Raw genomic sequence first — 13,503 nt, forward strand, 5'->3', positions numbered from 1 at the left:
ACTTCCCGACTCCTACCTTGTGTCTAAAATGTTATTTTAGTTCTTGTTTTCTACGTGGCCACCAAAGCCAAAGCGCATGGCAGATAGCACTTTTTCTGCAAATGTGTTGCCACTGCGTGAACGGAAGCGCGTGAACAGTGCAGCTGTCATCACCGGCACAGGCACGGATTCTTCAATAGCGGCTTCAATTGTCCAGCGGCCTTCACCAGAATCACTGACTTCACCACTGAATTCAGAAAGCTCACCATTTTTGGCCAGAGCCTGAGCGGTAAGATCCAGCAACCAGGAAGATACCACGCTGCCACGGCGCCAAACTTCGGCAATGTCCGCCATGTTGAGGGAGAAGCGTTCATCTTCTGCCAGCAGTGGGGAATCCTTGCGGTACATCACGTCAAAGCCTTCAGCAAAGGCCTGCATCATGCCGTATTCAATGCCGTTATGAACCATTTTAACAAAATGGCCTGACCCGGCTGGGCCGCAATAGAGGTAGCCCTGTTCTGCACGGGGGTCGAGATCAGCGCGGTCACGGCCCGGCGTGCGCGGGATATCACCAATGCCCGGCGCCAGAGAGGTAAGAATGGGGTCAATATAATCAGCGGCTTCACGCGGGCCGCCATACATCATGCAGTAGCCGCGGTCCAAACCCCACACACCGCCAGATGTGCCAACATCAATGTAATCAATGCCTTTTTCAGCCAGCACTTTGGCGCGGCGGATATCGTCCTTGTAGTAGGTGTTGCCACCATCAATAACGATATCACCTTTTTGCATCAGGCCAGCCAAAGCCATTACGGTTTCTTCCGTAATGGCACCAGCCGGAAGCATGGACCACACAATCTTTTTGGGTCCGTTCAGCTTTTCTACCACATCGGCAAGGTTGCTGGCGGCAACAGCACGACCGGCTTCTGCGCGGGCAACGGTTTTTTCCACCATTGCGGTATCGCGGTCATAAACGACAACGTCGTGCCCGTGCCGTGTCAGGCGGACGGCAATGTTGCCGCCCATTCTGCCCAGTCCAACAATGCCAATCTGCATCATGTTCTCCTGTTTAATATTTTACAGGGCGTCATGCAGGGCAGAAGCAAGCGCTGCAAGGCCTTCTTTGAGATTTCCTTTAATATGCACCCGCAGGGCACGGCGCTTGCGTTCGGCCAGCACATCAAAATCACCACGTGCCTGAGCGGCTTTTACAACGCCAAAGGAATAGCCAGTGCCGGGCACGGGTAGGTCTCGCGCATCATCCGCTGTAATTTGCAGGAACACCCCTGTGTTGGGCCCGCCTTTGTAAGCCTGACCGGTGGAGTGCAGAAAGCGCGGCCCGAACTCTGCCGCCGTGGCAATGGTTTTGGCATCACGCACATGCAGGCGCGCATGCTGGATCCATTCCAGTGTTTCACGGTTGCGTTCAATATAAGCCAGAAGCCCCACGTAATCCCCAGCTTTTACGCGGTCAAAATGTGCTTTCAGGATAGCTGTGGCCGTATCTCCCTTAAGGGCGGCTGCATTTGCCTGATCTGCAAAAAACACCAGCGAGCCGTGCTGCGCAAAGGGTTCTTCTGCGGGCAGTTTGCCAGTTTTTTCGTAAGCTTCCATCAGCTTGCGTGTCTCGATCTTGGTGGATTCAACATCCGGCTGATCGAACGGATCAATATTCAGGAAAGCACCAGCAACAGCGGTGGCAATCTCCCAACGGAAGAATTCCTGCGCAATCTGGCGCTTATTGTGGAAATTGATGGTGATAACAGGTTGCCCGGCATCAATCAGGGTTGAAATGGCTTCGTCCTGCTCATGCCGATGTTCTGTTGCAAGGCGCAGATAAACAAACAACCTATCCTTGCCGTAGCGCTTGGGGCCGCCCAGCGTTTCATCATCAATGGGGATGATGCCTTTGCCATGCTTGCCGGTGGATTCAGCAATAAGCTGTTCCATCCAAGCGCCAAAATCCATGATCTGTGGCGTGGCAATAATTGTGAGCTTATCCCGCCCGAACTGTGTGGCGGCAACACCCATAATAGTGCCGAGCAGCACGCCGGGGTTGGATACGGGCGGCACGCTGCCATCGCACATGCGTACACCACGCAGCGCGTCTTCAAGGAACAGGCGTAGCGGCACACCGGCTGCGGCTGCGGGCACCATACCAAAGTTGGAAAGCACCGAATAACGGCCACCAATTTGCGGGTCACCAGCAAAAATCTTCCAGAATCCTTCAGCCTTGGCATAGGCCTCCAGCTTGGATCCGGGGTCTGTAATGGCTACAAAATGAGAGCCCGCTTTTTCTTTCAGCGCCCGTTTGGCCAGATCCTGAAAATAGGCCAGCATGATATTGGGCTCTAGCGTGCTGCCGGATTTGGAAGCCACAATAAACAGCGTGTGGTGCGGATCTATCTTTTTCTCAAAAGCGGCAACCTGCTGCGGGTCTGTGCTGTCCAGCACGTAAAGATGGCCAAAGCCTTCGTGCTTGCCAAAGGTCATGGCCAGCACTTCTGGCCCAAGGCTAGAACCACCCATGCCCATTAACAGAACCTGATGGAAGCCGCGGGCCTTCACTTCAGCCTGAAAGGCTTCCAGTTCCCCAATATGGTTCAGGCGGTCATCTACCGTGTTCAGCCAGTTCAGCCATTTGGCTTCTGGGCCATTGGTCCAGACAGAGGCATCCTTGGCCCATAGACGGCGAATGGAGCCATCCTTACGCCAAGCGTTTAAGCCTTTATTTACGGCTTCCTGAAAATCAGCTGGCAGGCTTGTTTTCAGGGTGGTGAGCTTATCTCCCAGAAGGGTTGCCTGTTTGGCGGCAACAGAACCCAGCAGACCATCAAAGGCATCTGCAAAGGACTGCACACCTTCATCTACAAGGGTTTTGGTAATACCTTCCAGATCCAATCCAAGGCGCTGTGTATCTTCCATCACCTGTCGGGCGTTGGCGATATCTGTGCCCAGTGTTTCTGCCACGGTGCCGTGGTCACGGAAGGCATCCATGGTGGCGGGCGGCAGGGTGTTAACGGTCTGCGGGCCGATCAGGCTCTCAACATACAGCACATCGCTATAGGCTTTATCTTTGGTACCGGTAGAGGCCCACAGAAGGCGCTGGGTTTGGGCTCCTGCATCTTCCAGCGCTTTCCAGCGCGGTGTCTGCATAATTTCCTGCCAGTACACATAGGCCATCTTGGCATTGGCAATGGCAACTTTACCGCGCAGGGCCTTTAGGGCTGCGGCGTCTTTATCCCCCGCAGCAACGCGCCGCTCAATTTCTGCATCAATTTTGCTGTCAATCCGGCTGACAAAGAAGGAAGCAACGGATGCAACGCGAGACAGATCTCCGCCTTTGGCTTTCAGGTCTTCCAGACCGCTGAGCCATGCGTCCACCACGTCTTTATAAGCATTCAGAGAGAAAATAAGCGTGACGTTGACGTTAATGCCCGCAGCAATGCTTGCCCGAATAGCCGGAATGCTTTCTGGCGTTGCGGGAATTTTAACCATCAGGTTGGGCTCGGCCACATCTGCCCACAGGCGGGCAGCTTCATGTGCTGTGCCTTCCATATCCCGCGCCAGATACGGAGAAACTTCCAGGCTTACAAAGCCATCCTTGCCATGAGCCTGTTCATAAACAGGGGCCAGCACATGGGCCGCTGCCTTAATATCGGCAACTGCCAGCTTTTCGTAAAGCACGCCCGGGGCAACAATTTCATGCGCCAGAATATCACGCATTTGGGTATCATATTCCGTGCCTTCTCCCATTGCTTTTTGGAAGATGGCCGGGTTGGAGGTGACACCACGAATGTCATCATCCTGCACGAGGCGCGCCAGTGAACCATCCTCCACAAAGGAACGACGGATGAAGTCCAGCCAAGGGGACTGGTGGGCTTTTGCAAGTGCCCGTAGCGGATTTGCGCTTGGCGAGGCGGAGGATGTCATTGGTGGTTATCCTTTCTCCATCCTGCCCGATCAAAAACCGGGCAGGCCGATGTCATATAACGCGCGGTGAAAGATCAGGTTTGTTTAGCCTGCCTGCCGCTTGGCAGCTGCCAACACGGCTTCTGGCGTGAAACCAAATTTTTCAAGCAGTTTGCCCGCTGGAGCCGAGGCACCAAAGCCGTGCATGGCAATGATTTCACCCTTCGGTCCGGCATAGCGATCCCAGCCAATGGCGGAGCCTGCTTCTATAACCACACGTCCTGTTACAGCGGCGGGTAGCACGCTCTCACGGTAAGATTGTGGCTGCGCTTCAAAAAGTTCCCAACTGGGCATGGAAACAACGCGGGCCGGAACACCTTCTGCGCTCAGGGCTTCATACGCCCCTACAGCCAGAGAAACTTCGCTGCCCGATGCAATCAGGATAACCTTTGGTGTCTGCTCACTGCTTGCAAGAACATAAGCCCCTTTTGTGAGGCCAGAAGCCGGCGCGTAACGGGTCCGATCAAGCGTAGGCAGATTCTGGCGGCTTAGGGCAAGAGCGGTGGGGCCATTGCGATGCTGGATCAGAAAACGCCATGCTTCGGCCACTTCATTGGCATCGGCTGGGCGTAGCGTTACCAAGCCCGGCGTAGCACGTAGCTGCACTAGTTGTTCGATGGGCTGATGTGTGGGGCCATCTTCGCCCACCCCGATGGAATCATGGGTGAAGATATAAGTGACAGGCAGGCCCATAATGGAAGAAAGGCGGATAGGGGGCTTCATGTAATCTGAAAAAATCAGAAAGCCAGCCGCATAGGGGCGCAGGCCATACAGGGCCATACCATTTACAATGGCCCCCATGGCATGCTCACGCACCCCAAAGTGGAAATTGCGCCCAGCATAGCTCCCACCCCATTGTGCGGGTTGGAAGCTTTTTTCACCTTTTAGCAGTGTTTTGGTGGATGGTGCCAGATCCGCAGATCCGCCCAGCAGCCAAGGCAGACGGCCAGCTACAGCGTTAAGCACTGCACCAGAGCTGGCGCGGGAGGCCTCACCTTTTGCGCTGGTTTCATAAACTGGAATATCAGCATCCCAGCCTTCTGGCAGAGTGCCGTTGAAAATGGCATCCAGTTCTGCAGCCAAAGTGGGGTGCGAGGAATGGTAACTGGCAAACAGTTTGTTCCATGCAGCACTGGCGGCGGCCCCACGGGCACCTAAACCATCCTGGATATGTTGCAGTGCTTCTTCTGGAACAAGGAAGCTGCTGTCTTCCGGCCAGCCGAAAAACTTTTTGGTTTCACGCACTTCTTCTGCGCCCAAAGGTTCCCCGTGGGCGGAGGCCATGCCAGCTTTATTGGGTGCACCCCATGCAATAACCGAATGTGCAATAATAATGCTGGGGCGGCTGGTTTCAGCCTTGGCTTGAGCGATTAGCTGAGTGAAGGCGGCGGTATCATTGGCATCATTCAATTCCAGAACCTGCCAGCCATAGGCGGCAAAGCGTTCTGCCACATTTTCTGTAAATGCAATGTTGGTGCCGCCCTCAATGGAGATACGGTTGGAATCGTAAATCCAGATCAGGTTGCCAAGCTGAAGATGACCGGCAAGGGAGGCTGCTTCGCTGCTGACGCCTTCCATCATGTCACCATCACCACACAGGGTGTAAACATGATGGTTAAACAGCTCGAAACCCGGTTGGTTGAAGCGTGCAGCCAACCATTTTTCTGCCATGGCCATGCCAACGGAGTTACCGCAGCCAGCACCCAGCGGGCCGGTTGTGGTTTCTACGCCGGTTGTGTGCCCATGTTCTGGATGGCCTGGGGTTTTGGAGCCAAGCTGGCGGAACTGCTCTAAATCAGCCGTTGTAAGGGCCGGAGCATTCGTAACCTTGCCATTTGTAACCTGCCGGATGCCGGACAGATGAATCATGGAATACAGCAGGGCAGAGGCATGCCCAATAGAAAGTACAAACCGATCCCGATTGGGCCACAACGGGTTGGTCGGGTCATAGTTTAAGAGGTTTTGCCATAGAGTATAGGTCAGCGGCGCCATGGACATGGCCGCCCCCGGATGGCCAGAATTGGCCTTCTGCACAGTGTCCATGACAAGTGCGCGAATGGTGTTGATGCACAGCGTATCAAGGCTGGATGCGCCACTGCCCTGCGTTTGTGCAGGTGCGCGAACAGGAGTGGGAAGAGAAACGCGCATGCAGACCTATCCTCCAGACTGGGCCGTAATTACGAATTATGGCCGGAAAGTTATGAGCACCCCTAAGCGGTGTGCCTTGTAAGAGTTCCGCACAATTCCACGGTTAGGCGTTTTTCGGCAAGAGATGATGACGCTTGGGCAGCTTTTTATGTTCAACAAGCCTGCTGTCATAACTCTGTGATTTTGTGCCTGAAATGCTCTTTTTGCCTAAGCAGGGAGCAGGCGTGCCACTTGTGCGTTTGCGGTATGGACAAAGGGGCTGATATGGTTCTTTTTCTTAATAACGCGGCAGCGTAAGATAACCGTTGTTGCAAAACCATTCTTTTCCGGAGGTCAGTCATGACAGAAGTTTCTTCCCGGACTCCGTCCGAGCAGGGAACAGCCGCCCCGGCAACCGGTGGTGGCGCACAGGGCTTTACGCGTGAACAGATTGAAGCACTTTTCCTGAACGCTGCGCGGGAAGGGGATGCAGATATGCTGGCCCGCTTTTTACAGGCGGGTATGGACCCGAATCTGCGGGCTGAAAAAGGCTATACGCCGCTTATCCTGGCTTCTTACAATGGGCATAAGGACGCCGTGAGCGTGCTGTTGTCTCATGGTGCCAAACCCGATTTGCAAGATGAAAAAGGGGCAACGGCGCTGGCCGGTGTGGCATTTAAAGGTGATATGCCTATTGCCACCATGTTGCTGGAAGCTGGAGCAGGGGTGGATATTCCCAACGCGGTTGGGCGCACCCCTCTCATTTTTGCCGTGATGTTTGGGCGGGATGACATGGCGCTGTTGTTGCTGAAAGCTGGCGCTAACCCCACAGTGCGAGACGGTGAAGGCCTAAACGCCATAGATCTGGCCCGTAGGCAGGGCAAACCCGCACTTGAAGAAGCACTGAAAGCAGTGGCCGCCAGCCTCTCCTGAAAAAGGAGTGGCGGAATATTTTGGTTTTACACCTTCAGATAAGAAGGGATAAAGCGGCCTGACATCAGGCTGCTTTTGTTTTTTGGATATAGATAGCATGAGTCGTTTCTGGAGCCCGCTTGTTCATAAGCTGACACCGTATGTTCCCGGTGAGCAGCCCAAAATGACCGATCTGATCAAGTTGAACACCAACGAATCGCCTTATGGTCCATCTCCGCGTGCGTTGGAGGCTATTCGTGCTGCGGATAATGACACATTGCGTCTGTATCCAGACCCCGAAGCCTTGGCTTTGCGCACAGCTTTGGGGGCGCGTGTTGGTCTGGGGCCGGAATATGTGTTTGTAGGCAATGGTTCGGACGAGGTTCTGGCCCATGCGTTTCAGGCATTTTTTGCGCATGGTGAACCGTTGCTGTTCCCGGATGTAACTTACAGCTTTTACCACGTGTATTGCGGCCTTTATTCCCTGCCGTTCCGTACGGTTCCGCTTACGGATGATATGCAGGTAAATATTGCAGATTACGCAGGCCCATGCAGTGGGGTTGTGGTGGCCAACCCGAATGCCCCTACAGGCATTGCCCTGAGCTTGGCAGAGGTGCGCAAGCTTCTGGAACTCCAGCCAGACCGTGTTGTGCTGATTGATGAAGCCTATGTGGATTTTGGTGCAGAAAGCGCCGTTTCCTTAATTAAAGATTATCCTAATCTCTTGGTTGTGCAGACTTTCTCTAAATCACGCGCACTTGCTGGCTTGCGGGTTGGTTTTGCATTTGGGCAACCTGAACTCATTGAAGGTTTGGTGCGCATAAAGGATAGTTTTAATTCCTATCCGCTGGATCGTCTGGCGCAGGTAGGGGCAACGGCTGCGGTGGAGGATGAGGCATGGTTTGCCTCCAGCGTGCAGAAGGTTGTTGCCAGCAGAACGGCATTGGCAGAAGGGCTACAAAAACTCGGTTTTGATGTCTTGCCGTCCAAAGCCAATTTTGTTTACACTCGGCACCCGAACCGGAACGCAGCAGAACTGGCCACCCAACTCAGAGAGCGTGCCATTATTGTCAGGCACTTAAGGGGTGAGCGCACAGCTGCGTGGTTGCGCATTACGGTCGGCACAGATCAGCAGTGTGAAAATTTGCTTTCAGCACTGCGGGATATTCTGTGCAGCAATTCGCTTTAACCAGACCTTAAAAGTCTGCTTTTCTTACGCGTATAAAGGGCTTGCCTGCCGCTTTTTGCGGTGGGTGAACGTCTATGTGCGTTTGGCGCAGGTTTTCAACGGGTCATTTCTGCACTGTGCAGGCAGCGCGGCCATAACGTTGGCCGCGCCTTATTTTGTTGTAATGAGGTTCAGCTCATGCGTGCTTATCGTGGCCAGATGTCTGACAACCAGCCTATTCGTCGTTCTCTGCCAGAAAAACAGAAGCAGCTGCGCGATCTGAAGGAAACGCTGGGGGCAATGAAGGCTCATACCTCTCCGGCACTTAAGGAAAGCATACGTAAACGTATTGCTCAGCTAGAAGCCGAGCTTACAGCAGCACCCGTTCTTAAAGCTGTACGTAAGCAGCAGGATGGCACGCGCTCTGCGCGCCCGGCTGGTGGGGGTGCGGGCCGTCGTTCCGGCGGTTTGCAGACGCGATCATAAGTTAAGCATTGGCAAAAGGTGGTTTCCCTGCCTTTTGCCAATTTCTGGCCCATGTTATGCAACCTGACTGGCGCTGGCGCCAAGAACAGGTTTTATTACGCAGCCCGCTTGGGGATATGCCCGTAAGAAAGCAGGGAGACCAGTGATGCCCAACCCACCATCAGCCGGAGCCCTGCCTGATCTTCTTTCTGAAGGAGGCACCCTTTTGCGGGATGGCTTGGTATGGGCCATTTTCTGCCGCCCGGGTAAGGAACCGGTAGAACTGGGGCGTGATGTTGTTACGCAGCGCCTTACCACCGGCAGCTTCCCCCCGGAACTGATGCAAGAGAATGGGTGGGCCTGGTTCCATTTTGATATCGTCCATACCCTTTCTCGCGCGCAGATTGAAAGCATACCTTCGTTACCTGAAGAAGTGCGTCAGGTTCTGACCAACCTGGAACGCAGCACCCGCCTGGAAAGTGAAGGCGATATTGTTTTTGGTGCGCTACCAGCGTTTGATGACACATCGACCGATGATGAAAGAAATGTCAGCACGTGGCGGTTTGCGCTGGAACCTGATCTGCTGCTGACCACACGCAGGCACCCCATTCCGGCATTGGGTGTGGTGTACCACGAACTACAGCGCGGGCTTGTACCCCGTTCTCCTGCCAAGGTGGTGGATAGAGCTCTTCTGGAATTTGCAGATACATTGCGGCGTGATTTTGCCCGGCTGGATGATCAACTGGATCGTGCAGAAGATGTGCTGCTCATGCTGGACCGCGATACAGATCTGGGCCGTATGAGCGGTCTGTTAGGTGTTGCCCGCCGTCGCTCTACGGAATTGCGGCGTGTTCTGGCTCCGGTAGATCGTATTTTCCGTGATGAAGAACTGGAACTGCCTGAATGGGCTGAGGATGATTTGCGAGATCGTTCCCAACGTCAGGTTCATGCAGCACTGGATGACCTTTTGGCCTTGCAGGACCGCGCGCGTTCTTTGCAGGATGAACTCACATCCAATCAGGCGGAAGAAACCAACCGGCGTCTGTATATCGTTTCTGTTGGCACAACCTTGATGCTGCCTGCCACGTTTGTAACCGGGTTTTTTGGTATGAACACGGGCGGCATGTTTCTATCAGGCGGTGCGTGGGACACGGTTATTGCCGGCATTCTGTGTTTTGGCATTATGCTTGGCACATGGTTTGTGCTGAAGCTGACAAAGCTGCTTTAAAAATTATCCGTGCCGTGGGGCCAACAGAATAACGCCAGCACCTAGCAGGCAGATAAGGGCTCCGGTGATTTCCCATTTATCTGGTGTCCGGCCTTCTACACAGCGCATCCATATAAGTGATGCCGTAATATAAATACCGCCATAAGCGGCATAGGCGCGGCTTGCGCTTTCTTCATCTATACGCGTGAGCAAAAGGGCAAACACACATAAGCTGATAAGACCGGGAATAGTCAGCCAGCCTGAGCGGCCTTCCTTGATCCAGAGCCAGACAGCAAAGCAACCTGCAATTTCGGCAAAACCGGCAAGAAGATAGATCCCGAAAGAACGCAGCAGAAAAATAAGTGTATTCATCATTCAGGACCGGTCTTTCTAGGCGTTTTGTTCAGATTCTGTCCGGTATGCATCCATCACAGATTTTACAGGTCCATCCATCCGTATTTGGCCATGCTCCATCCAGATCAGCCGGGTGCACCATTTTTCCAGCACACCCAAGGCATGTGAGGTAATAACCAGAATATCTGTGGAATCCACTACAGAAGCCAAGCGCTTTTCAGCGCGTTCCTGAAAGTGAAAGTCTCCTGCCATAAACCATTCATCCATCAGAAGGATTTGTGGGGTAATGGAGGTGGCAAGGCCAAAACCCAGACGTATGGTCATGCCTGTGGAGTAAAGCCTTACGGGCAAGTCCAAAAAATCATCCAACTGCGCAAAAGCTTCCACGTCTTTTTCAAGCTGGTTGATTTGTGCGGAGTTAAAGCCTTTTTGGTGGCCAAACAGACTTATGTTTTCTCGGCCTGTAAGCTGTGGGTTCATGCCAGAAAGTAAGTCCAGCAACGGGGCTACTTTGCCATGAATATGCACGTTTGGCGCTTCCGGCATGTAAATACCCGCCATGACACGCAATAAAGTAGATTTGCCGGCACCATTATGCCCGATAAGCCCTACACGTTCCCCAGCTTTGATGCTGAGAGAAACATCTCGGAGGGCCTCTACATAAACAGTGCCTGTTTCACCTTGCCCGAGGGTGACAGAGCCACCTGTCTGAAGCCCACGTGCGCTGGCCAGCAGCGATTTGCCGCGTTTGAGCAGCATTTTCTTAAGTGAGCGTGCGCCCCCATGAAAAATGGGAAAGCTGAGCGAAAGGTCTGTGATGCTGATGGAAGCGGGTTCAACCGTAGTTTTTGTGCTCGTAGGCGCAGAAGAACTTGTCATATCCAGAACGCCAGTCTGCTACGGGAGCGGGAGAAGGTGAAGAGCGCCAGAATCCATAAAGTGAGGCTGAAGCCTCCGGCAATCATCCATAGCGTTGGTTCTGGAGCCTGCCCCAAAAACGGACGGCGTACAATTTCCAGCAATGCGTAAAATGGGTTGAAGTATAGCCAGAAAGTTGTGTTCCCGAGCTGTTTGGGCTCCCAGATAACTGGGGTAATGTAAAACATAATTTGGAGAATACTGCCCACAATGGGGGGGATGTCTCTAAAACGGGCGCAGGCACTGCCCAGTAACAGGCAAAGGGCTACGTTGTTGGCGAGCCATATTGCAATGGCCGGTATGGCCAAAAGCATTGTAAGACCCGACCATACGCCCAATACCAGAAACACCACAATAGGCACGATTATGTTGTAACCAAACATAATCCCGCACCGCACCATAGTGCGGAACGCCTGCACGGAATATGGCATATTAACTGAGCGCAGAGTTTCTGCTGCACGCGTGAAGGTGGAGCAGCTTTCCTGAATAAGAGAGGAGAGCCCCGCCTGCCATAGAATAAGCGAAATTGCCAAGTATGGCAGGTAATCGTGCAGAACCAGATGGAAGAGCTGAGAATAGATCAGCCCCATGGAGCCAACCATGACACCGGTAGTGAGTGTAAGCCAGAAAGGGCCGATGCGTGACCCGTTGAATTGTAGCCGGATATCTAGCCAGCCCAATGAAAGGGCCAACCGCCACAGGCGCAGCCCGCCCGCAATATCATTGCAGGCAGAAACAAGGCGAGAGCGCGAAGCCCGGCCTGGTTGTGTGGGTAACCCAGACCCTGAAAACTGCGCGGAAGAACCGGATGTGGCCGTCATGCTTTATGGCCTATCCGATCAATTCGGTCTCTGCAACAGGCAGTATAATGGGGAGAGAACAACAGCAGCGATTTCTTGCATGAGAAACATCCGAGGTATAAATACCAGCATGAGTTTTATGCCAGATCGTCAGGAAATTTTCCCGACAAGCCGGTGCCTTGCCTTCCATGAATGGGATGACCAGATAGCATGACATCCAGACAGATCAGCCAGCATAAGCGGTGTTCTGTGGCATGGCGAGGCAAAAGGCTGGCCCATGCTGCCAAAGGTTCAGTTATTCTGGGGCTTCTGGCTTTGCTTTCTGCCTGTGCAAATCAGCCCAGTGGGGATGATATTACCATGCCTGTGGCAGAAGAAGCTGCACGGTATCGGGCACACGCGCGTTCCTATTACGCACCTCCGGGCACGGCGGAAGATCCTTGGGGCCCCTATATTCAGGAAGCCTCAAAGCGCTTTGATGTGCCGGATGAATGGATACGTGCAGTTATCCAGCAGGAATCGGGTGGGCGGCTTTTCCATAATGGCCAGCTTGTTACATCCGGGCCGGGCGCTATGGGCCTGATGCAGTTGATGCCACCTACATATGATGAAATGCGCCAAGCCTATAATCTGGGTGACGATGCGTTTGATCCGCATGATAATATCATGGCGGGCACAGGCTATATTCGCCAGTTGTATGATGTGTATGGTTCTCCGGGCTTTCTGGCCGCTTACAATGCAGGCCCCGGAAGGCTTGAAGATTTTCTAACGCGCAACCGCACACTCCCGCGTGAGACACGTAACTATGTTGCCTCTATTGGCCGCAGAATTGTTGGTATCTCACCCACTAATCGCTCTCAGGCAGATCTGCTGGTGGCCAGCCATGATAGCATGGCCCAATCTTATCAGCCCATTCAGTCTGTGGGGGAAGTGAACTCCGTTAAGTCCGCATGGGCGCAGCGGAGCGGAAATAGTGGCGCACAGCCCGTGCAATTGGCTGAAGTTGTGGGCAGTGATGGGGATTCTGCAACCACCTCTTACACGCCAGAATGGCAGCCAGTTGCCCGTAAAGGCCGCATTAATGGGCTGACAGAAAGCCCGGCAGATGTACGTGCTGCTTGGGCGCAGCGATTGGGATCTTCTGAAACAGCAGCTTCAACTGCGCCGGTGCAGGTGGCGGATGCGTCTGATCCCATTCCAAACCCGCCAGAACAACCTACAGCACCATCTCGCCTTGTATTGGGGAACACATCTGCCCAACGGCGCATGCAGATGTTTCCTGCCGCACATGCAGAACCGGCACCGTTACTGACACACCGCACACGCGGCGATGAATCAAAAACATGGGCTATTCAGGTGGGTGCTTTTGGCACGCAGTCCATGGCTCAGAGTGCAACCGGGCAGGCCCGTAATCGGGCGGCTCTTTCTGGCGCTCGTGCGCAAATTGCAAGCGTTCAGGCCAAAACGGGCAAATTGTATCGGGCCCGGCTGACCAATCTTTCGCACGAAGAAGCATTGGATGCCTGCCGCAAGCTTAGCGGTTGTGTGGTGATTTCCCCGGGTTCGCGCTCATAAGGTTTCTATTTCTCTGCCTATCTTGA

11 protein-coding genes are annotated in these 13,503 nt (G+C 53.7%); 5 read left to right on the plus strand and 6 right to left on the minus strand.

What is annotated here, in order from left to right; translation table 11 throughout:
• Nucleotides 1–36: 36 nt before the first annotated feature.
• From gnd to tkt, 3 genes are all read right to left on the minus strand, one after another.
• On the minus strand, nucleotides 37–1,035 hold the full coding sequence (gnd, locus tag FCN51_RS20745; protein WP_014457450.1) for a phosphogluconate dehydrogenase (NAD(+)-dependent, decarboxylating): 999 nt from the start codon (nucleotides 1,033–1,035) through the stop codon (nucleotides 37–39).
• Nucleotides 1,036–1,056: 21 nt separating this feature from the next.
• Entirely contained in the window at nucleotides 1,057–3,912 is a 2,856-nt protein-coding gene (locus FCN51_RS20750) for a bifunctional transaldolase/phosoglucose isomerase (protein ID WP_160256737.1), read from the minus strand.
• Between the two features lie 84 nt (nucleotides 3,913–3,996).
• Complete coding sequence (gene tkt / locus FCN51_RS20755; protein WP_160256738.1) at nucleotides 3,997–6,099, minus strand: transketolase; 2,103 nt, start codon at nucleotides 6,097–6,099, stop codon at nucleotides 3,997–3,999.
• Nucleotides 6,100–6,438: 339 nt separating this feature from the next.
• Between tkt and FCN51_RS20760 the strand changes: the two genes are divergently transcribed.
• The 4 genes from FCN51_RS20760 (at nucleotide 6,439) to FCN51_RS20775 (ending at nucleotide 9,851) form a co-directional block, all read left to right on the plus strand.
• A complete protein-coding gene (locus FCN51_RS20760) occupies nucleotides 6,439–7,011 on the plus strand; it encodes an ankyrin repeat domain-containing protein (protein ID WP_003623570.1) in 573 nt (190 codons plus the stop codon).
• A 97-nt stretch (nucleotides 7,012–7,108) separates the two neighbouring features.
• The gene (gene hisC, locus FCN51_RS20765) at nucleotides 7,109–8,179 is read left to right on the plus strand and encodes a histidinol-phosphate transaminase (protein ID WP_003623572.1); all 1,071 of its coding nucleotides are present in this window, start codon (nucleotides 7,109–7,111) and stop codon (nucleotides 8,177–8,179) included.
• Nucleotides 8,180–8,356: 177 nt separating this feature from the next.
• Nucleotides 8,357–8,644: a hypothetical protein gene (locus FCN51_RS20770; protein ID WP_160256739.1), complete on the plus strand. Its 288-nt coding sequence runs from the start codon at nucleotides 8,357–8,359 to the stop codon at nucleotides 8,642–8,644.
• 145 nt (nucleotides 8,645–8,789) lie between these two features.
• Nucleotides 8,790–9,851, plus strand: a complete 1,062-nt coding sequence (locus FCN51_RS20775) for a transporter (RefSeq protein WP_160256740.1) — start codon at nucleotides 8,790–8,792, stop codon at nucleotides 9,849–9,851.
• A gap of 3 nt (nucleotides 9,852–9,854) precedes the next feature.
• Here the strand turns inward: FCN51_RS20775 and FCN51_RS20780 are convergent, their stop codons facing one another.
• Genes FCN51_RS20780 through FCN51_RS20790 form a run of 3 tightly spaced genes read right to left on the minus strand, consistent with a single transcriptional unit; the run spans nucleotide 9,855 to nucleotide 11,923 of the window.
• Nucleotides 9,855–10,205, minus strand: a complete 351-nt coding sequence (locus tag FCN51_RS20780; protein WP_003623579.1) for a YnfA family protein — start codon at nucleotides 10,203–10,205, stop codon at nucleotides 9,855–9,857.
• A 15-nt stretch (nucleotides 10,206–10,220) separates the two neighbouring features.
• On the minus strand, nucleotides 10,221–11,063 hold the full coding sequence (locus FCN51_RS20785; RefSeq protein ID WP_160256741.1) for an ABC transporter ATP-binding protein: 843 nt from the start codon (nucleotides 11,061–11,063) through the stop codon (nucleotides 10,221–10,223).
• Nucleotides 11,060–11,923, minus strand: coding sequence for an ABC transporter permease (locus FCN51_RS20790; protein WP_160256742.1), 864 nt, complete (start codon nucleotides 11,921–11,923; stop codon nucleotides 11,060–11,062). Before FCN51_RS20790 ends, FCN51_RS20785 begins: the two co-directional genes overlap by 4 nt.
• 189 nt (nucleotides 11,924–12,112) lie before the next feature.
• Here FCN51_RS20790 and FCN51_RS20795 point away from each other — a divergent pair, with 189 nt between their 5' ends.
• A complete protein-coding gene (locus tag FCN51_RS20795) occupies nucleotides 12,113–13,477 on the plus strand; it encodes a transglycosylase SLT domain-containing protein (protein ID WP_014457443.1) in 1,365 nt (454 codons plus the stop codon).
• Nucleotides 13,478–13,503 lie beyond the last annotated feature (26 nt).

Origin of the sequence: Acetobacter pasteurianus, from assembly GCF_009914215.2 — a bacterium.
Classification (GTDB): Bacteria; Pseudomonadota; Alphaproteobacteria; order Acetobacterales; family Acetobacteraceae; genus Acetobacter; species Acetobacter pasteurianus.

Bases quoted from the DNA above. Each gene is read 5' to 3' on its own strand.
- FCN51_RS20760 (WP_003623570.1), top strand. From the start codon at position 6,439: ATGACAGAAGTTTCTTCCCGGACTCCGTCCGAGCAGGGAACAGCCGCC.
- FCN51_RS20780 (WP_003623579.1), bottom strand. From the start codon at position 10,205: ATGATGAATACACTTATTTTTCTGCTGCGTTCTTTCGGGATCTATCTT.
- FCN51_RS20790 (WP_160256742.1), bottom strand. From the start codon at position 11,923: ATGACGGCCACATCCGGTTCTTCCGCGCAGTTTTCAGGGTCTGGGTTA.
- FCN51_RS20775 (WP_160256740.1), top strand. From the start codon at position 8,790: ATGCCCAACCCACCATCAGCCGGAGCCCTGCCTGATCTTCTTTCTGAA.
- FCN51_RS20770 (WP_160256739.1), top strand. From the start codon at position 8,357: ATGCGTGCTTATCGTGGCCAGATGTCTGACAACCAGCCTATTCGTCGT.
- FCN51_RS20750 (WP_160256737.1), bottom strand. From the start codon at position 3,912: ATGACATCCTCCGCCTCGCCAAGCGCAAATCCGCTACGGGCACTTGCA.
- FCN51_RS20785 (WP_160256741.1), bottom strand. From the start codon at position 11,063: ATGACAAGTTCTTCTGCGCCTACGAGCACAAAAACTACGGTTGAACCC.
- gnd (WP_014457450.1), bottom strand. From the start codon at position 1,035: ATGCAGATTGGCATTGTTGGACTGGGCAGAATGGGCGGCAACATTGCC.
- FCN51_RS20795 (WP_014457443.1), top strand. From the start codon at position 12,113: ATGACATCCAGACAGATCAGCCAGCATAAGCGGTGTTCTGTGGCATGG.
- tkt (WP_160256738.1), bottom strand. From the start codon at position 6,099: ATGCGCGTTTCTCTTCCCACTCCTGTTCGCGCACCTGCACAAACGCAG.
- hisC (WP_003623572.1), top strand. From the start codon at position 7,109: ATGAGTCGTTTCTGGAGCCCGCTTGTTCATAAGCTGACACCGTATGTT.